Genomic DNA, 18,405 nt, shown 5'->3' on the forward strand with positions numbered 1-18,405 from the left:
TTCCTTTTTCGTAAAGACTATGTATAGCGGTGCATTTATGAAGGGTAAAGGTGGATTCGAAATGGATTTGAAGTTGAATTATACTGAACTTATAAAGAAGTTAATCGTTGTAATCATCGCAGGTTTATTAAATGCGATTGGGATGAATTTATTTTTAACGCCAGCAAAAGTGTATGCGAGCGGCTTTGCTGGATTGTCTCAATTATTATCACAAATATTAGGTGATTTTTTATCGATTCACATATCTACGGGAGTATTGTTTAGCTTATTTAATATTCCTGTCGTTATTTTAGCGTGGAAAAAGGTTGGAAAGGCCTTCACCTTTTTCAGTTTTCTTTGTGTTATATTTATGACTTTGTTTCTAGAAGTCATCCCTGTTAGAGCGGTTTCGAATGATATCATATTAAATGCGATTTTTGGCGGGATTATTTCGGCGATTGGAGTAGGGATTGCTTTAAAGTGGGGTGCTTCTACAGGTGGATTAGATATTATCGCCATGATTTTATCAAAAATAAAAGATAAGCCTGTCGGTACATACTTTTTCTTTTTTAATGCAATTATCATTATCGCTGCTGGCTATGTATATGGATGGGAAAAAGCGTTATATACGTTAGTGACTTTATATGTATCAACGAGAATTATTGATGCAATTCATACTCGTCATGTAAAGATTACAGCATTAATTGTTACGAAGAATGGGGCAGATGTAAGAAAGGCGATTCACTCGCGATTAGTAAGAGGGATTACAACGATACCAGCAACAGGTGCTTATACGAATGAAAATAAAGAAATGTTAATGATGGTTATTACTCGTTATGAGTTATACGAATTAGAGAGGATTATTAAACAAGTGGACCCAGGTGCATTTACAAATATACTGCAAACAGTTGGGGTGTTCGGATTGTTTCGGAAAGATTAAAGAGGACCGAAGTTGGTCCTCTTTTTTAATGTAAATTCGTAATGTTTTGCAATTGCTCTTGCATTTCACGGAGCTGAACTTTTTCAGCAGTTGAAGAGTTTGCGTAAGCGGATTGCAAAGCATTTTTTGCTCTATACACGAGATCTTGTTGCTCAGTACCGCTTGAACAAGATACGGCATTTTCAACAGCATCTCTAGCTTGTTGGAATAGTAAGTTCCCCATTTAAACCCCTCCAAAAGAAGAGTTACTTCTTGCTTTTTCTGCCTCAGCTAATGTACCTCTGTACGGGAATCTTGCATCATGCTTCATAACAGCATCGGCTCCTTGTTGGATAAAACGTTTTGATTTGTTCTTTTTACCCATTCGAAAAACCCCCTTTATTTAGCTGAAAACAATCGACGCAATGTCTCATGCGTCTACTTATAGTATGGACATTTGGCAGGAAACTATAAGTAGGAAATTTTTAGATTACAACCCAAGAACCTCTTCTAAATATAAAGCAATACCATCTTCTTCGTTCGTTAACGTCGTATGGTTTGCGAGTGATTTTAATTCAGGGATGGCATTTCCCATTGCGATGCCGTGACCAGCAAATTCAATCATTTCAAAATCATTATCTTCATCACCGAAAGCGATAATTCGCTCTTGTGGAATGTTGTAATGACTAGAAATTTTTTGTAATCCAACTGCTTTATTTAATCCGCTTTTCACAATTTCAATAATCGGCCAAGGTGCGCCCCATTTTCTATGGTCGATTACTTCCGCATGCATATCGGTTAAATGTTGACGAATTGCAGTAGAATGCTCGTCATGGGCGTCAATTAATAAGCAAGTTGGATGATCGTTTAAAATATTTAATAAGTCTCCCGTAAAAATCTTAGGAGAGCCGAATTCGAAAATATGTTTTTTATCTTCATCAATTTCACGAACATACACATCGTCCATTACTTCCGCGTATATATTTTTTACGCCAAAATCAAAGCAAGCTCGGACAATTTCTTGTGCTGTTGCTAGCTCAAGAGGAGAGTGATGTGTTCCCCAGTTTGAATCAAGAGGATGATGTACGTAAGCGCCGTTAAAGTTTACGATAGGTGTGTTAAGATCAAGTTCTTTATAGTAATCATAACTAGCACGGAATGGACGTCCTGTTGAAATAACGACAATATGTCCCTGTTCCTTTGCTTTTGCAATTGTATGTTTCGTTCGAGTGGAAATTATTTTGTTGTCTGTTAATAAAGTGCCGTCTAAGTCTAATGCGATTAAATGTTGTTTGTTCATAATTTCACCTCTTATAATAATTTTTTTGTATCTATCTGTATTTCCGTTTTTAATATGCAGAAATAAGAGGTTAGACTCGGTGGAATCACCATAGATGGAAATTTCACTATATATCCATCTTACGTCTCAAAGTGCTGTGGTGTCTACTATTTATCGTTGGAAATTAAGAAAAGTCAACATCTTTTTAGAAAGTTCAAACAATGTTTCTTTCATTATGTACAAATTGTGAAAAGGGTTACATTGCTCGTGTGATGAGGCATATAATGAACATGTAATCTTCTCGTATATGTTTGACTCTCCTTTGAAACTAGCCTAGAGTAGGTTGGTTTCTTTTTTTTTCTACAAGTAGGAAAGAAATCCCTGCTTACGCTTGTGTCATTCATATATATGTACAAGAATGAGATGTAGTACTGTTTCCTAAACATGACAGAAAAGCTTTCTTTTAAAATGGATATACTAATGAGGCAAGACGTCATGGAAGGAGAATGAAGATGGGACAAAATCGCAGGTTTCGTTCTGGACAAAAAGCGCCGAATGATGGCATTTACGTAGAAATTGGTGAAACGGGAAGTATGGTGAAAGATCCGCAAATGGTGAAATTAACTGCCGGTGAAAAGTTTCCGGATAACACGAATCATAACCGCCAGTGGACATATAAAAGAAAACCGTAACAGAAGCCGCAATCATTATTGCGGCTTTTTTGTCGTTACACATTGTAATTTCATTTACCGTATTTTTTAGCGGTATAATGAATGCTCTCTTTTTCTTTTTCAAATAATAAGTTTGAAAATACATAGGCAAAATTATTGTATAAAAAAGTCAGTTGGCGTATAATCAAATCAAAGGTCAAAGAAAGTCAAACTTTTGGAGGGCTGTAAAGATGGACTTAAATCAAATGACAACAAAAACACAAGAGGCGATTATGAGTGCCCAATCTTTAGCGGTATCTCATCATCACCAAGAGGTGGATACTATTCATCTATTATTTGCATTATTAGAAGAGCAAGATGGGTTAGCGGTACGTATATTTCAAAAAATGAATGTTGATATAGAAGCATTAAAGCAAGGTGCTGAAAGTTTAATTAAAAAGAAACCTTCTGTAACGGGGAGCGGTGCAGAAGTTGGAAAATTGTATGTAACGAGCGCTCTGCAACAACTGCTTGTAAGAGCAGGGAAAGAAGCAGAAAAACTGCAGGATGATTACATTTCAGTAGAACATGTATTGCTTGCTTTTTCTGAAGAAAAAGGCGATATAAATCAATTATTTACAAGATTGCATATTACGAAAGATAACTTATTACAGTCTTTAATGACAGTTCGGGGGAATCAAAGAGTGACGAGTCAAAATCCAGAAGCAACTTATGAAGCGTTAGAAAAATATGGTCGTGATTTAGTGGCGGAAGTGAGAGCAGGGAAAATTGATCCTGTAATCGGCCGTGATAGTGAAATACGACGTGTAATCCGTATTCTTTCACGTAAAACGAAAAACAATCCGGTTTTAATTGGGGAGCCAGGTGTTGGTAAAACAGCAATCGTTGAAGGGCTAGCCCAGCGTATTGTGAAAAAGGATGTACCTGAAGGATTGAAAGATAGAACGATTTTTGCGTTAGATATGAGTGCACTCGTAGCTGGTGCGAAATTCCGTGGTGAGTTCGAAGAGCGTCTGCAAGCTGTATTAAATGAAATTAAAAAGAGTGAAGGACGCATTTTATTATTCATTGATGAACTTCATACAATAGTTGGAGCTGGTAAAACAGAAGGAGCCATGGATGCAGGAAATATGTTAAAACCGATGCTTGCACGTGGTGAACTGCATTGTATTGGAGCCACAACACTAGATGAATATCGCAAATATATTGAGAAAGATCCAGCGCTAGAAAGACGTTTCCAACAAGTATTAGCAGAAGAGCCAACTGTTGAAGATACGATTTCCATTTTACGTGGATTAAAAGAACGCTTTGAAATTTATCACGGTGTAAATATTCATGACCGTGCGATTGTAGCAGCATCTGTTTTATCAGATCGATATATTTCAGATCGCTTCTTACCAGATAAAGCAATTGATCTTGTTGACGAAGCGTGTGCAACAATTCGTACAGAAATTGATTCTATGCCAACAGAATTAGATGAAGTAACGCGCCGCATTATGCAGCTGGAAATTGAAGAAGCGGCTCTTGGGAAAGAAACGGATCGTGGTAGCCAAGAGCGTCTAAAAACATTGCAACGTGAATTATCGGATTTAAAAGAAGTTGCCAGTGGCATGAGAGCGAAATGGGAGAAAGAAAAAGAAGACATTCACAAAGTTCGTGACTTACGTGAGCATTTAGAACGTTTGCGTCGTGAATTAGAAGAAGCAGAAGGCAATTACGATTTAAATAAAGCAGCCGAACTTCGTCACGGGAAAATTCCCGCAATTGAAAAAGAGTTAAAAGAAGCGGAAGAAATGGGCGCGCATAATAAACAAGAAAATCGTTTATTACGTGAGGAAGTAAGTGAAGAAGAAATTGCAGATATTGTTTCACGCTGGACTGGTATTCCTGTTGCGAAACTCGTGGAAGGTGAACGCGAGAAATTATTACGCTTAGAGCAAATCCTATCAGAGCGTGTCATCGGACAAGAGGAAGCAGTAAGCTTAGTGTCAGACGCAGTTCTTCGTGCTCGCGCTGGTATTAAAGATCCGAACCGCCCGATTGGTTCTTTCATCTTCTTAGGGCCAACAGGTGTTGGTAAAACAGAACTTGCAAAAACGTTAGCCCAGTCTTTATTCGATAGTGAAGAGCAAATGATTCGCATTGACATGTCTGAGTATATGGAAAAACACGCCGTGTCTCGCTTAATTGGTGCACCTCCTGGATATGTAGGATATGAAGAAGGCGGTCAATTAACAGAAGCGGTAAGACGTAAACCATATTCCGTTGTTTTATTAGATGAAATTGAAAAAGCACATCCAGAAGTATTCAACATTTTATTACAAATGTTAGATGATGGACGCATTACAGATTCGCAAGGTCGTACAGTGGACTTTAAAAATACAGTTATTATTATGACTTCAAATATTGGATCTGCTCATTTACTAGATGGATTAGAAGAAGATGGTTCGATTAAAGAGGAATCAAGAGACCTTGTAATGGGGCAATTAAGAGGACATTTCCGCCCTGAATTTTTAAACCGTGTGGATGAAATTATTTTATTCAAACCTCTTACAACGAATGAAATTAAAGGCATTGTTGATAAAATTGTAAAAGAACTACAAGGTCGTCTAGCTGACCGTCACATTACAGTAGAATTAACAGATGCAGCAAAAGAATTTGTTGTGGAAGCCGGTTTCGACCCAATGTACGGAGCTCGTCCATTAAAACGATACGTACAGCGTCAAGTGGAAACGAAATTAGCACGAGAATTAATTGCAGGAACAATTACTGATAATAGTCACGTAGTTGTTGATGTAGAAAATAACGAATTAGTCGTTCATGTGAAATAAAAATAAAAAAGAGTTCGGATAAAATCCGGACTCTTTTTTTAGTGTTGTTCTACTGGCTCGTTTGGAATTGCAGCTGAAATTGCTAGTACTAACACAGCAAGAACAACTGAGAAAATAGACGCTTGGTTAAAGTCGTATGTACCGCCAGTCATAGAGCCGATTACATAGCTCATCATATGTACAAGTAAGAACGACCAAATTAATGCCCAAATGAAACGCATATTTTACACCTCTATTCGTTCAATCTGTCCTTATTGTAACACAATTGAAAAAAGAATATAGAAAAATATTTGTAGATTTTTCAACGCAAATTTGCATTCCGTTCATACATTATAAAAGAGTACTTTTATATGTTTAGAAAATAAGGCGGGGGAAAAATGAGTATTACGGAACGTTTTTTTTACTTAGAAAAAGAACCATGTGTCATTTATTTACCGGAGAAGCCAAATGGATTTTCTGTTATGCTCCTCGGTGATTATAACTACTTTATTGAGAATGGTACAAGTTTATGGACACAACATGCGGGTAAATCTTATTTTTTACATGGTCTTATTGAACAAGGCTACACGGTCTTTTCCTCTAATTTATACGGAAGACATTGGGGAAACGATCAATCTGTTCGTCTGGCAAAACGTTTATATGATGTTGTTTTGAGAAAAGAGACGTTAAATGCGAAAATGCACATTATGGCAGATGGTATGGGAGCGCTTGTAGCACTTGAAATGATGAACAAATATCCTGAATGTATTCGTTCTGTTGTTATGCTAAATCCGTGTTTAGATTTACCGGAATATGTAAGTTTTGAGAAAGAGCATAAATTTTTTTACAAGAGACTCGTGAAGGAATTAAGTTTGGCGTATGATGCCAAAGAAGAAGAATTAGAATCAAAAATAAATAAGAAATCATTTACGCTTCTTCCATCTTGTGTACCTGTTAAAATTTTCGTATCAACACAAGAAAAAAGAGGAAGAAAACAGCAGTTGCGTAGATATGAGAAAATGAGGCAACTAAATCAATGTGATACTTCTGTCTTGTTCCATCTGCAAGATGTGAAATATAAAATGGTTAGGCAAACGACTGATTTCTTTAAAAAATATGAAGAAGAATTATGAAGCTCCCATATACATAAATGAGGAGCTATTTGTTTCAGAGGGAAAGGGTTGGTGGTATGGAACGCGTGCTGATAATAGGTGCACTTACGTTTGTAGGTTATCACCTTGTAAATAAAATGATTGCAGAAGAAGTGGAAGTCTATGGTCTTGATTTTGATGAATTCGATAGTATGACGAAAATTAATGAAGAGAAGTTATTATTAATTGGGCGAAATGCGTTATTTACGTATTATTCGATAAGAGATGAAGATGGATGGAGATCGGTTGAGGAAGAGAGATTCGATACTGTTTATTTTTGCTTATATGAGCCAAATCAGCAAAGTGGATTTCGGAATGAAAGAGTCATATTACAATATTTAAAGCGAATTATAAGAATGTGTGAAGAACAAAAAGTGAAGTTAAATTTAATTTCTTCTATTGAAGTAGGCAGTACAGATGAATCCGAAAATAAGCGCCTATTTTTGAAAGTAGAAGAAGGATTGAAAAAAGGGAATTTACAATATAGTGTATTTCGAGTTCCAACATTATATGGACCGTGGCAACCGTCCTTTATGATGTTTCATCAGCTGATTTTATCAGAATTAGGTGAAAAAGAGTGCCGTTGTACGATTGAGGAAAAGGGGAATGATTTACTTTACGTTGAAGATGTATGTGAATACTTATGGGAAAATGGAACGAACGGGGCGCAGCTTGGTATATACAATTTACTTAGTGGTAAACAGTCATTATGGGAAAAAGGTATGAATCTTTTACGCGCGGATGATAAAGTAAATAAAAATAATAACGAAGTAAGAGATGAGGCTATCGAGGTAATTTCAATAAAAAGAAATACTCCGTTAGAATACGGTTTAAATAAACAACTGGCACACATGAAAAAATATAAAGAGTTATACGAAGGGTAGTACGCGTGTTACACTATTGTATGTGAAAGTTTTAATGGAGAGGAAGAGCATAATATGAACGAAAAAAGCATGCAGTTTTTACAAATCGCAATGAAGCATTTACCGGAAGCAAAGGCAATTTTAGATGATAATGGAATTGCACTTGATATGGAGAAGGCACAGCCGGTGTTAGAGTTGTTAATGAAAGTTATGAACGAAGCTTATGAGCTTGGGAAAGCAGATAAAGAATAAAAAGAATAAAAAGCATCTTCTTAAGATGGAAGAGAGGCCCGAACCGTGGATAGAAGCGGTCAGGGCCTTTTTTATTCTCGCCTGGGGGGGAAAACCAGAGATATGAAGAGGATAAAGGAAAAGTAGTGAGGAGAACTCTCTAGTTTAGAAGGAAAGCAGATAAAGAATAAAAAGCATCTTTTTAAGATGGAAGAGAGGCCCGAACCGTGGATAGAAGCGGTTTGAGTCTTTTTATATTTTAGAGGTATGTTTCTGTTTCTTTTAATGAAAAATAACGTGAATAATGCGTTAGCTTTCTGTTTTATGCGAAATATATTCTAGACAAAAATACATTTATGTTTTAAAATTAGTACCAAGTCATAATATTTGATATAAAACGGAGGGCTGCGATGTGAACGTGGGCATTTTAGGGATCGGAAGATATGTGCCAGAAAAAGTAGTCACAAATCACGATTTAGAGAAAATAATGGAAACATCCGATGAATGGATTCGTACGAGAACGGGAATTGCAGAAAGACGCATTGCCGATGATACAATAGATACTTCATATATGGCCGTAGAGGCTTCTAAAAAAGCACTTGAAGATGCAGGAATTAGCGGAGAGGATATCGATCTTATTTTAGTAGCAACAGTAACACCAGATCGTGCTTTTCCAGCAGTTGCTTGTGTAATTCAAGAAGCAATAGGAGCGAAACATGCAGCTGCAATGGATTTAAGTGCAGCATGTGCCGGTTTTATGTACGGAATGATTACAGCGCAGCAATTTATTCAAACAGGAACGTATAAAAATGTATTAGTAGTTGGTAGTGATAAACTATCTAAAATTGTAGACTGGAACGATCGAAATACAGCAGTACTATTTGGAGACGGAGCCGGTGCTGTCGTAATGGGAGCTGTTTCAGAAGGTAAAGGCGTTCTATCTTTTGAATTAGGAGCAGACGGAAGTGGCGGCAAGCACCTTTATCAAGACGAGTATGTTATGATGAATGGCAGAGAAGTGTTTAAATTTGCCGTTCGTCAACTTGGTGATTCTTGTCTTCGCGTTTTAGATAAAGCTGGTCTTACGAAGGAAGATGTGGATTTCTTAGTACCGCATCAAGCAAACATTCGTATTATGGAATCTGCAAGAGAGAGGTTAAATTTACCACAAGAAAAAATGAGTATGACGATTGAGAAGTTCGGTAATACATCAGCTTCTTCCATTCCGATTGCAATGGTAGAGGAATTGCAAAACGGACGTATTCAAGACGGTGATTTAATTATACTTGTTGGTTTTGGCGGCGGATTAACATGGGGAGCAGTTGCTCTTCGTTGGGGTAAATAAGGACTGAGAGAAAAAAGGAGTGTATTTTGTATGGAAAAAAAGAGGGTCGTAATTACAGGACTAGGAGCTGTTACACCGGTCGGTACAGATGTTGAAACAGCGTGGGAAAACATTAAAAAGGGTGTATCTGGAATCGGGCGACTTACAAGAATTGATCCAGAACTATTTCCAGCAAAAGTAGCAGCGGAAATTAACGACTTTGAAGTCGAGAAATATATTGATAAAAAAGAAGCGCGCCGTATGGATCGCTTTACACAATATGCAGTAGCAGCAGCGAAAATGGCAGTTGCAGATGCAAAGCTTGAAATTACAGAAGAAAACGGACCTCGAATTGGTGTATGGATTGGATCTGGTATTGGCGGTATGGAAACATACGAAGAACAATTTAAGATTTTTACTGAGAAAGGCCCACGCCGCGTGAGCCCATTCTTCGTGCCGATGATGATTCCAGATATGGCAGCAGGTCAAGTATCAATCGCAACAGGAGCAAAAGGAATTAACACTTGTTCTGTAACGGCTTGTGCATCTGGTGCAAACTCAATTGGTGATGCATTTAAAGCAATTCAGCGTGGTGATGCTGATGCAATGATTACAGGCGGAGCAGAAGCGCCGCTAACAAGTATGGCATTCGCAGGATTTAGCTCAGCAAAAGCATTAACATTTAATGAAGACCCAGCAACGGCTTGCCGTCCATTTGATAAAAACCGTAGCGGTTTCGTAATGGGTGAAGGTTCAGGTATTCTAATTCTTGAAGAATTAGAGCATGCATTAGCACGCGGTGCTCACATTTACGCGGAAATTGCTGGTTATGGTGCAACTGGAGATGCATTCCATATTACAATGCCTGCTCCTGGTGGGGAAGGCGGAGTGCGTGCAATGCGTCAAGCTTTAGCTGATGCAGGCCTACAGCCAGAAGATATTGATTACATTAATGCGCACGGTACAAGTACGGATGCGAATGAAAAATATGAAACGATGGCAATTAAAGAAACTTTCGGCGAGCACGCGTATAAAGTAGCAATTAGCTCAACGAAATCAATGACAGGTCACTTATTAGGAGCAGCTGGTGCTGTTGAAGCGATTTTCTCTATTAAATCAATTACAGACGGAGTAATTCCTCCAACAATTAACTATGAGACACCAGATCCAGAATGTGACTTAGATTACGTACCAAATCAAGCGAGACACCAAGAAGTAAATGCAGTATTAAGTAACTCATTAGGATTCGGTGGTCATAACGCAGTGTTAGTATTTAAATCGTATAAATAATCGATGAAATAAGGAGTTTTTTCGCAATAGATTGCGAAAAAACTCCTTATTTATTTTTACGCCTTTTTCTCCTGTAGCATATACATAAGAAAAAGGAGGGATAAAGATGGGGATTGTTGAAACAGCTGAATGGCTACATTTATATTATGGACGGCCAGAAAAACTTTGTGAGAAATTTACGAAGTATATTCCGTTGCCAAAAGAAAGGTTGTATCGCTTTTTAATTTCAAAAGGGATGTATCGCCCGATCATGCGCGGAGAAAAGGAAATTAAAGAATTAGAGGAAAAGGAAATTTGGAAAGAATTGAGCCTGGAGTATGATAAACTGAAAAATTGGTTAAAAGGTCCAGATGTCCCTGTCTTTATTTTATTATCAGATTCCTATAATCGAACTGTACAAGAAGAGTATAACGGTAGGGCTGGATTATCTATGCGTCATGTTATTTTCTTATTCGTATGTGGGCGGAATTCGGTAGAAGAATTAAAAGTGTTATTGGCGCATGAATATCATCACATATGCAGGTTACATCAAATTGAGACGAAAGAAACAGAATATACATTACTTGATACGATGATTATGGAAGGGCTAGCGGAACAAGCAGTAACAGAAAGGTATACAGAAAAAAACAATGCACCGTGGACGGCGTATCTTTCAAAAGAAGAGGCTGTTTATTATTGGAAAAATGTTGTACATGAAAGAATAAGTATAAAACGAGGAACAAGGGAACATGACATCTTATTAAATGGCTTTCACTCTTATCCGAAGATGCTTGGCTATGCGCTTGGATTTCATATTGTCAAAGATTGTGTAACTTTGGAAGGAGAAGATACACTTTCTTTATTATCTATAGATGCAAAAGAAATATTGAATAAAGCAAGGACATTTCATATATAAAAAACAGGAGTTCTATTTCCTGTTTTTTTAGTATTAATAGAAGAAAAAATAATAATTAGAATATATTTCCTCAAGTGGAATAAAGTTAAGCAAAAATGAACATAATGATTGGTACAAACAGTAGTGAAGTGAGGGGTAGTGAATGTTATATCTACATGATGTATGGGTAAATTGGTTTGAAGGTGAAGAGAATGGGTATAACGTTTGTCATTTTTACGAATGGCGGAAAGATGATACGATTGAGCTATTAGATCAAGTGCCATTATTAAAAGTAGATGCCACATTATATCATTACATCGAGAACGAATTGTTAGAGCTTCCGCAAAAAATGCTGGAAGACGTACATCATAAGGCTTATATTCGTAAAAATCATGAACGTTTGCAGCAAGAGTATTGCTTTGTTGTTACAGATGGAAAAGGAATTATTGCGATTGACACAATTGGTTACAATGTACCAATTCGCAAAAGTAGACTTATACCACGCCAAGAGCAGATGGTATATGAGATGGTAGAAAACGTACAAGCAGAAAAGTATGAGTTCCAAGTAGAAGAAACAGAAAAAGAACATCATATTTTATCACCATCGCCTTTCATTATGAATGGCTTGACTCGTAAAGAAAGACAGCTAAAACAATTATTATTTATGGCGTTAGATCAATTACATACAACGAAAAACACAGCAGAAATTCGCTATTGGTTCACAGAGTGGGATCCATCAGCATATGGAATGGTTCAACATATGGAATTTGAAGATATTTGGGCTAAGCTGTATGATGAAGCGAAAACAGGCTGGTCTGATAAGCACGAACAATTATGCGAGCGTCTCGTAAAAGGACAGCCATTTTTTGAAAAGTTATGGGAAATGGAAAATGAGCAAAAGGTAAATTAAAAAACCGCCAATTGGCGGTTTTTTAATTTTGTAGTAATCTAGCTCCGGCAGCAAGAATGTTCGGTGGCTTCGCGCCTTCCTGCGAGGCAAAAAGCGCCTCTACGTCAGGAGCTCCATCCCCCTCACATTCTAAACGAGCCGCCTCCGCTTTTTGTAGAAATCCAGCTCCGGCAGCAAGCTCTTCGTGTCTAAGAACCTTTCGCATAAGAAGACAAAAAGCGTCTTCTATGCGAAAGAACCTTAGCCAGTCAGAGCTGAACGAGCTGCCTCCGCTTTATATGTTACCTACGTTTTCTGCTTAGTCCCATTGCGTTTTCTACTTTGCGTAGTTGTTTGAATGCGACGCGGTTTGCTTTTTCTGCACCTTTGTCTAGGATTTCGTCTAGTTCTGGTGAGTTGATTAGTTCGTTATATTTGTCTTGAATTGGACGAATAGCTTCTACGACTACTTGCGCTAGGTCGCCTTTGAAGTCGCCGTATCCTTTTCCTTCGTACATTGCTTCGATTTCTTCAACTGTTTTTCCAGAGAATGAAGAGTAGATTGTTAATAAATTAGAGATACCAGGTTTGTTTTCCTTATCAAATTTCACAATACCTTCAGAGTCAGTTACAGCACTCTTAATTTTCTTTTCAATTGTTTTTGGCTCATCAAGCATACTAATCATTGATTTTGGATTCGGATCAGATTTACTCATTTTTTTCGTAGGCTCTGTTAATGACATAACGCGAGCTCCTACTTTTGGAATGCGAATTTCAGGCATTGTGAAGATTTCGCGGTAACGTTTGTTGAAACGCTCTGCTAAGTCACGTGTTAATTCGATATGTTGCTTTTGGTCATCACCAACCGGCACGATTTCAGTGTTGTAAAGTAAAATATCAGCAGCCATTAATGGTGGATACGTAAGTAATCCAGCTGGAACTGAATCTCTACCAGAAGCTTTATCTTTATATTGCGTCATACGTTCTAATTCTCCAACGTAAGCAACAGATTGCATGATCCATCCTAGTTGAGCGTGTGCTGGTACTTCTGATTGTACAAATAAAGTAGCTTTTTCAGGATCGATGCCGCATGCTACATAAAGTGCAGCAAGACTGCGGATGTTTTTACGAAGCCCGACGGGATCTTGAGGTACTGTAATCGCATGTTGGTTTACAATACAGAAATAACAGTCGTGTTCATTTTGAAGCTCTGTAAACTGCTTCATTGCTCCTAAATAGTTTCCAAGTGTAATCGTTCCACTTGGTTGAATACCAGAAAAGATAACTGACATAAGTAATTCCTCCTAAAATAGAATGCGTGATGTGGGGAAGAGAAGGCAAACAAAAAAGCCCATTCATCCCAAAAAACTATAGGGACGAATGGACCGTGGTACCACCCTAATTATTTCACTACTGTGAAATCTCTCTAATCCATAATAACGTTTGGATATAACGCCAAAGCCTACTACTTTCGGTTCGGTTTGGTGCTCAAAAGCCCATTCCATACTGTACAATTACTTGTTCACACCAACCACAAGCTCTCTGAAATTGCCTCAATATGTACTCTTCTTTATCATCGCATACATATAAATTTATTTATTGTTACTTGAGCTCTTTTAATATGAAAGAACTAAAGTTTTATAACAAAATGTTTTGCTGATTATTATATCATATGGGATAGTGTTTGCAAACTACATCAAAATAGTAAAGCTAATGAGGGTCGAGAACAACCCAAGGAAGATACCTGTAATACAAATTGGATATGTCCATTTGAATGAATATGTTTTATAAATACGTTCTTTCTTATCTGTAGGTTCCTCGACTTCTTCAATTAAAGAGTCAATCTTTTTGTTCGTACCAAATACTCTTTGGAATGCGTAAATGGTTACATTGAAAAAACCATTTTGAAATATGTATAAAAAACCGCCGATAAGAATAAAAAACAGTGCAATATAAAACAAAATGTTGACAAAGTTCAACAAAAATTGAGATGAAATGAGGAATGCACCAATACTAGAAGCAATCATCGCTATAAAAATTAGTATACAAGTATGAAAAAAAACTTTATTCAAAATATTCCCCTCCGTCAAAATATTACTAGAATTATTATACTATAAAAGCTATAATAAGTACTAGGATTAATTTTTTGAAAATTATACGCAATTAAAGGTCTGATTTTAAGATGATGGTAGCAATGTTAATGTATCCCTTTACGAAAAATTAAAAATATAAATATTTTATTAAAAATTTTAACAAAAAAACAAAAAACTATATTCACAATTGTTATATTATATGTATAATGAAAATTGTAGAAACTTGGAGATTATTCTTTCAATTCTACTTTTTAACAAGTGAGGGTACAGGAAGTGCAATTAGGGGAGGCAACACAACATGAAGAAAAAGATACCGTTATTACTTGCATCAACTTTAACTGCAAGTATGTTGCTTAGCGCGTGTAGCTACCAAAAAGATGACGCAAAAGCAAAAGGGAAAGAGAACGCTACGAGTAGTAGTAACGGAAAACAGATTCTTAATTTAACAGAGTTATCTGAAATTCCGTCAATGGATGCATCATTAGCATCTGATTCTTCATCTTCTACAGCATTAAATAATACGATGGAAGGTTTATATCGTATTGGCAAAGATCAAAAGAGAATGCCTGGAGTTGCAGAAGATGTCGAAAAGCTAGATGATGGGAAGAAATACATATTTAAATTAAGAAAAGATGCGAAATGGTCGAATGGGGAACCTGTAACAGCTAAAGATTTTGTGTATTCATGGAAAAGAGCAGTAAATCCAGATACAAAAGCAACGTATTCGTACATTATGTTCGATATTAAAAATGCAGAGAAAATTCATAAAAAAGAATTACCTGCTGACCAATTAGGTGTAAAAGCGATTGATGATTATACATTAGAAGTAGAATTAGACAATCCCGTTCCTTACTTTATCGATTTAACAGTTTATCCAGTATTTTACCCACTAAATGAAAACTTTGTAAAAGCACAAGGTGATAAATTTGGTTTAGAGGCAAATACAACATTATATAACGGTCCATTCGTTATGAGTGATTGGAAACATGAACAAAGTTTCCAATTCAAGAAGAATCCTTCATATTGGGATAATAAAACGGTTAAAATCGAAGAAATCAACTTTAATATTGTAAAAAATACAGCAACTGATGTAAATTTATATGAGACAAACGCGATTGACCGAGCGGCTTTAACGTCTGAATTTGTTGATAAGTTTAGAAAAAGTCCAGAGTTCCAAACAAGAAAAGAAGCAGGGGTTGCTTACTTAAGATTTAATCAAAGTAATCAGTACTTAAGTAATAAAAACTTAAGAAAAGCAATTTCAATGTCCTTTGACCGTGATAACATTGCAAAAGTTATTTTAAATAACGGTGCAATTGGAGCTTACGGATTTGTTGGAAAAGATTTCGCTGAAGGTCCGAATAAAAAAGATTTCCGAGCTGAAAATGGAAAGCTAGTTGAAACAAATCCAAAAGAAGCGAAAAAGCTTTGGGAAACAGCGAAGAAAGAGCTTGGAACTGATAAAATCGAACTAGAATTCTTAAACTTTGATAATGAAGATGCTAAAAAGGTTGGGGAATTCTTAAAAGGTGAGATGGAAAAGAACTTACCAGGTTTATCAATTAAAATTAAACAGCAACCATTCGCACAAAAAAATAAATTAGAAGATTCTCAGCAATATGATATTGCGTTTGGTATTTGGGGACCAGATTTCCCAGATCCAATCTCATATTTAGATATGTTTGTTACGAATGGTTCTCAAAATAAAACAGGGTATTCTAATCAGAAATATGATGAGTTAATCCTAAAAGCTAAAACAGATACAAAAGATTTACAAGCTCGCTGGGACAACCTTCTAGAAGTAGAGAAGATGTTAATTAAAGAGGATGCAGTTATCACTCCAATCTTCCAAAAAGGTTCAGCGTATGTAGTAAAAGGTGCCGTAAAAGATATTATCCCAATTAACTATGGTGGTAAATTAACTTACAAATGGGCATCTGTTGAACAAAAATAATCTTTTTTTCCATCGTTTACAAGGGTATATGCCTATGATGGGCATATGCTCTTATTTTAAAAAAATAAAAGTAAGAATATTTTAAACTATCTTATTGCTTTTGAGAAAAACGGGGAGGTGCTTGATATGGGACGTTATGTATTAAAACGTTTCGTGTACATGGCTTTGACATTATTTTTAATTACTACAATGACTTTCTTTTTGATGAAATTACTTCCGGGTTCTCCGCTTAAAAACCAGGAGAAGCTATCACCGGCACAAAAAGAAATCATTCTTGAAAAATACGGATTGAATGATCCGGTACCAGTTCAATACGCACGTTACTTAGGTAACCTAGCAAAAGGTGATTTAGGGGTATCATTCCAATATGATAACCGCCCAGTAACAGACATGATTGTGGATCGTATTGGACCATCAGCCCAATTAGGTTTACAAGCGATTATATTAGGAACATTTATCGGTTTAATTTTAGGTATTGTTGCCGCACTTCGTAATAATACGTGGGTAGATTATAGTGCAACAGTTATTTCGGTACTCGGAATGTCGGTACCATCATTCGTATTCGCCGCATTACTGCAATATTTCGTAGGGGTAAAACTTGGCTGGTTCCCAGTAGCATTCTGGAAAGGACCAGAGTTTACTGTAATGCCTACAATTGCATTATCGATGGGAGTTATTGCAACAATCGCACGTTTCTCTCGTGCAGAATTAATTGAAGTTATGCAAGCCGATTACATTTTAACAGCGAAAGCGAAAGGAATTAGCCAAGGCGTTATCATTGTCAAACATGCACTTCGTAACGCGTTAATTCCAGTTGTAACAATTTTAGGACCAATGGTTGCGGCATTAATTACAGGAACACTTGTTATCGAGCAAATTTATGCTGTACCAGGACTTGGGGAACAATTCGTTAAATCGATTACTTTAAATGACTATACAGTTATTATGGGAACTACGATTTTCTATAGTGCAATCTTCATTTTAGTTATTTTCATTGTCGATATTTTATACGGAATTATTGATCCTCGTATTCGTTTAGCGGGAGGGAAAAAATGATGAAAGATGTACAAAAATTATCTCCAGATTTATTTCAACAAGCCAATCAAAATAATGTTGATAATGAAGTCATTGCCCGTCCAAGCCTAACGTTTTGGCAAGATGTAAGAAGACGTTTATTCCAACATAAAGGTGCGATGCTTGGCCTTGTATTATTAGTTATCATTGCACTATTAGCGATTTTTGGACCGATGGTAAGTAAACACTCGTATAAAGAGCAAGATTTAGGTCGAGCGAAATTACCACCAAAAATTCCAGTTATTGAAAATGTTCATTGGTTACCATTTGACGGTACAGATCAATATGGTGTTGACCAATATGAAAAACGTGATATTAAAGAGTACTTCTGGTTTGGTACAGATGATCTTGGCCGTGACTTATGGACAAGAACATGGGAAGGTACACGCGTATCATTATATATCGCTCTTTTAGCAGCAGCAATTGACTTAGTAATTGGGGTTGCATACGGAGGTATTTCAGCATTCTACGGCGGTAGAGTAGATAACATTATGCAACGTATTATGGAGATTATTAACGGTATTCCATACTTAATCATCGTTATTTTAATGGTAATCATTATGGGATCTGGTATTTGGTCAATTACACTCGCGATGGCGATTACAGGTTGGATAGGGATGTCGCGTATTGTTCGTGGACAAATCTTAAAGTTAAAAAACCAAGAATATGTATTAGCATCTCGTACATTAGGTGCAACAAATACACAATTAATTGTGAAACATTTAATTCCAAACGTAATGGGACCTATTATCGTAATGACAATGTTTACAATTCCATCAGCGGTGTTTGGTGAAGCGTTCTTAAGTTTCATCGGTTTAGGAATTCAGCCGCCATTTGCGTCACTAGGTTCTCTTGTAAATGATGGTTATAAATCTATTCAAACGTATCCGCATATGATGTTCATCCCTGCGGTTGTCATCAGTATATTAATTTTAGCGTTTAACTTAATGGCAGACGGATTACGCGACGCGTTAGATCCAAAAATGCGTAAGTAAAAGAGGGGA

20 protein-coding genes and 1 other annotated feature are annotated in these 18,405 nt (G+C 36.6%); of the genes, 13 read left to right on the forward strand and 7 right to left on the reverse strand.

Going from position 1 to position 18,405, the window contains the following annotated elements; translation table 11 throughout:
* Positions 1-61: 61 nt before the first annotated feature.
* Positions 62-919 carry a YitT family protein gene (locus DN399_RS05820; protein ID WP_000364444.1) on the forward strand — a complete coding sequence of 286 codons (858 nt, stop codon included), beginning with the start codon at positions 62-64 and terminating at the stop codon, positions 917-919.
* 25 nt (positions 920-944) lie between these two features.
* Here the strand turns inward: DN399_RS05820 and DN399_RS05825 are convergent, their stop codons facing one another.
* From DN399_RS05825 to DN399_RS05835, 3 genes are all read right to left on the reverse strand, one after another.
* Positions 945-1,142: a DUF3813 domain-containing protein gene (locus DN399_RS05825; protein WP_000527407.1), complete on the reverse strand. Its 198-nt coding sequence runs from the start codon at positions 1,140-1,142 to the stop codon at positions 945-947.
* Positions 1,143-1,283 (reverse strand): hypothetical protein, encoded by a 141-nt coding sequence (locus DN399_RS05830; protein ID WP_000516816.1) that lies wholly within the window; start codon positions 1,281-1,283, stop codon positions 1,143-1,145. It lies immediately after the preceding gene.
* 105 nt (positions 1,284-1,388) lie between these two features.
* Positions 1,389-2,198 (reverse strand): Cof-type HAD-IIB family hydrolase, encoded by an 810-nt coding sequence (locus DN399_RS05835; protein WP_001041232.1) that lies wholly within the window; start codon positions 2,196-2,198, stop codon positions 1,389-1,391.
* A gap of 491 nt (positions 2,199-2,689) precedes the next feature.
* Between DN399_RS05835 and DN399_RS05840 the strand changes: the two genes are divergently transcribed.
* Together DN399_RS05840 and clpB are read left to right on the forward strand one after the other, a co-directional pair.
* Positions 2,690-2,869, forward strand: coding sequence for a YjzC family protein (locus DN399_RS05840; RefSeq protein WP_000531421.1), 180 nt, complete (start codon positions 2,690-2,692; stop codon positions 2,867-2,869).
* Positions 2,870-3,078: 209 nt separating this feature from the next.
* On the forward strand, positions 3,079-5,679 hold the full coding sequence (clpB, locus tag DN399_RS05845) for an ATP-dependent chaperone ClpB (protein WP_016122101.1): 2,601 nt from the start codon (positions 3,079-3,081) through the stop codon (positions 5,677-5,679).
* A 38-nt stretch (positions 5,680-5,717) separates the two neighbouring features.
* Here clpB and DN399_RS05850 read toward each other — a convergent pair whose 3' ends face one another.
* Entirely contained in the window at positions 5,718-5,900 is a 183-nt protein-coding gene (locus DN399_RS05850; protein ID WP_001211116.1) for a YjzD family protein, read from the reverse strand.
* A 156-nt stretch (positions 5,901-6,056) separates the two neighbouring features.
* Between DN399_RS05850 and DN399_RS05855 the strand changes: the two genes are divergently transcribed.
* The 7 genes from DN399_RS05855 to DN399_RS05885 all read left to right on the forward strand — a co-directional run bounded on the left by DN399_RS05855 (position 6,057) and on the right by DN399_RS05885 (position 12,301).
* On the forward strand, positions 6,057-6,791 hold the full coding sequence (locus tag DN399_RS05855) for a lipase family protein (RefSeq protein ID WP_000028691.1): 735 nt from the start codon (positions 6,057-6,059) through the stop codon (positions 6,789-6,791).
* A 29-nt stretch (positions 6,792-6,820) separates the two neighbouring features.
* A complete protein-coding gene (locus tag DN399_RS05860; RefSeq protein ID WP_006921015.1) occupies positions 6,821-7,693 on the forward strand; it encodes an NAD-dependent epimerase/dehydratase family protein in 873 nt (290 codons plus the stop codon).
* 54 nt (positions 7,694-7,747) lie between these two features.
* Entirely contained in the window at positions 7,748-7,924 is a 177-nt protein-coding gene (locus tag DN399_RS05865; protein WP_001986215.1) for a ComZ family protein, read from the forward strand.
* 391 nt (positions 7,925-8,315) lie between these two features.
* Positions 8,316-9,248 (forward strand): beta-ketoacyl-ACP synthase III, encoded by a 933-nt coding sequence (gene fabH / locus DN399_RS05870; protein ID WP_001100547.1) that lies wholly within the window; start codon positions 8,316-8,318, stop codon positions 9,246-9,248.
* A 30-nt stretch (positions 9,249-9,278) separates the two neighbouring features.
* Positions 9,279-10,517 (forward strand): beta-ketoacyl-ACP synthase II, encoded by a 1,239-nt coding sequence (fabF, locus tag DN399_RS05875; protein ID WP_000412656.1) that lies wholly within the window; start codon positions 9,279-9,281, stop codon positions 10,515-10,517.
* Between the two features lie 106 nt (positions 10,518-10,623).
* Positions 10,624-11,412 carry a DUF2268 domain-containing putative Zn-dependent protease gene (locus DN399_RS05880; protein ID WP_049108559.1) on the forward strand — a complete coding sequence of 263 codons (789 nt, stop codon included), beginning with the start codon at positions 10,624-10,626 and terminating at the stop codon, positions 11,410-11,412.
* Between the two features lie 142 nt (positions 11,413-11,554).
* Positions 11,555-12,301, forward strand: a complete 747-nt coding sequence (locus DN399_RS05885) for a YjbA family protein (RefSeq protein ID WP_000966127.1) — start codon at positions 11,555-11,557, stop codon at positions 12,299-12,301.
* 22 nt (positions 12,302-12,323) lie between these two features.
* Here DN399_RS05885 and DN399_RS05890 read toward each other — a convergent pair whose 3' ends face one another.
* From DN399_RS05890 to DN399_RS05900, 3 genes are all read right to left on the reverse strand, one after another.
* Positions 12,324-12,506 (reverse strand): hypothetical protein, encoded by a 183-nt coding sequence (locus DN399_RS05890; RefSeq protein ID WP_001233404.1) that lies wholly within the window; start codon positions 12,504-12,506, stop codon positions 12,324-12,326.
* A 76-nt stretch (positions 12,507-12,582) separates the two neighbouring features.
* Positions 12,583-13,572, reverse strand: coding sequence for a tryptophan--tRNA ligase (gene trpS / locus DN399_RS05895; RefSeq protein ID WP_000110982.1), 990 nt, complete (start codon positions 13,570-13,572; stop codon positions 12,583-12,585).
* Between the two features lie 77 nt (positions 13,573-13,649).
* Positions 13,650-13,866, reverse strand: a binding site (T-box leader).
* Between the two features lie 105 nt (positions 13,867-13,971).
* Positions 13,972-14,352, reverse strand: coding sequence for a DUF3899 domain-containing protein (locus tag DN399_RS05900; RefSeq protein ID WP_001044997.1), 381 nt, complete (start codon positions 14,350-14,352; stop codon positions 13,972-13,974).
* Positions 14,353-14,671: 319 nt separating this feature from the next.
* Between DN399_RS05900 and DN399_RS05910 the strand changes: the two genes are divergently transcribed.
* From DN399_RS05910 to opp3C, 3 genes are all read left to right on the forward strand, one after another.
* Positions 14,672-16,327 carry a peptide ABC transporter substrate-binding protein gene (locus tag DN399_RS05910; protein WP_000727217.1) on the forward strand — a complete coding sequence of 552 codons (1,656 nt, stop codon included), beginning with the start codon at positions 14,672-14,674 and terminating at the stop codon, positions 16,325-16,327.
* 126 nt (positions 16,328-16,453) lie between these two features.
* Positions 16,454-17,383 carry an oligopeptide ABC transporter permease gene (gene opp3b, locus DN399_RS05915; RefSeq protein WP_000534172.1) on the forward strand — a complete coding sequence of 310 codons (930 nt, stop codon included), beginning with the start codon at positions 16,454-16,456 and terminating at the stop codon, positions 17,381-17,383.
* Complete coding sequence (gene opp3C / locus DN399_RS05920) at positions 17,380-18,396, forward strand: oligopeptide ABC transporter permease (RefSeq protein ID WP_000974106.1); 1,017 nt, start codon at positions 17,380-17,382, stop codon at positions 18,394-18,396. The genes opp3b and opp3C overlap by 4 nt, the downstream gene beginning before the upstream one ends.
* The last annotated feature ends 9 nt before the right edge of the window (positions 18,397-18,405 follow it).

The sequence above is a fragment of the Bacillus sp. AR4-2 genome, from assembly GCF_008274865.1.
Lineage (GTDB): Bacteria > Bacillota > Bacilli > Bacillales > Bacillaceae_G > Bacillus_A > Bacillus_A cereus.

Coding starts and splice junctions, on each gene's coding strand:
- DN399_RS05820 (WP_000364444.1), top strand. CDS start 62: ATGGATTTGAAGTTGAATTATACTGAACTTATAAAGAAGTTAATCGTT.
- DN399_RS05825 (WP_000527407.1), bottom strand. CDS start 1,142: ATGGGGAACTTACTATTCCAACAAGCTAGAGATGCTGTTGAAAATGCC.
- DN399_RS05830 (WP_000516816.1), bottom strand. CDS start 1,283: ATGGGTAAAAAGAACAAATCAAAACGTTTTATCCAACAAGGAGCCGAT.
- DN399_RS05835 (WP_001041232.1), bottom strand. CDS start 2,198: ATGAACAAACAACATTTAATCGCATTAGACTTAGACGGCACTTTATTA.
- DN399_RS05840 (WP_000531421.1), top strand. CDS start 2,690: ATGGGACAAAATCGCAGGTTTCGTTCTGGACAAAAAGCGCCGAATGAT.
- clpB (WP_016122101.1), top strand. CDS start 3,079: ATGGACTTAAATCAAATGACAACAAAAACACAAGAGGCGATTATGAGT.
- DN399_RS05850 (WP_001211116.1), bottom strand. CDS start 5,900: ATGCGTTTCATTTGGGCATTAATTTGGTCGTTCTTACTTGTACATATG.
- DN399_RS05855 (WP_000028691.1), top strand. CDS start 6,057: ATGAGTATTACGGAACGTTTTTTTTACTTAGAAAAAGAACCATGTGTC.
- DN399_RS05865 (WP_001986215.1), top strand. CDS start 7,748: ATGAACGAAAAAAGCATGCAGTTTTTACAAATCGCAATGAAGCATTTA.
- fabF (WP_000412656.1), top strand. CDS start 9,279: ATGGAAAAAAAGAGGGTCGTAATTACAGGACTAGGAGCTGTTACACCG.
- DN399_RS05880 (WP_049108559.1), top strand. CDS start 10,624: ATGGGGATTGTTGAAACAGCTGAATGGCTACATTTATATTATGGACGG.
- DN399_RS05885 (WP_000966127.1), top strand. CDS start 11,555: ATGTTATATCTACATGATGTATGGGTAAATTGGTTTGAAGGTGAAGAG.
- DN399_RS05890 (WP_001233404.1), bottom strand. CDS start 12,506: ATGCGAAAGGTTCTTAGACACGAAGAGCTTGCTGCCGGAGCTGGATTT.
- trpS (WP_000110982.1), bottom strand. CDS start 13,572: ATGTCAGTTATCTTTTCTGGTATTCAACCAAGTGGAACGATTACACTT.
- DN399_RS05910 (WP_000727217.1), top strand. CDS start 14,672: ATGAAGAAAAAGATACCGTTATTACTTGCATCAACTTTAACTGCAAGT.
- opp3b (WP_000534172.1), top strand. CDS start 16,454: ATGGGACGTTATGTATTAAAACGTTTCGTGTACATGGCTTTGACATTA.
- opp3C (WP_000974106.1), top strand. CDS start 17,380: ATGATGAAAGATGTACAAAAATTATCTCCAGATTTATTTCAACAAGCC.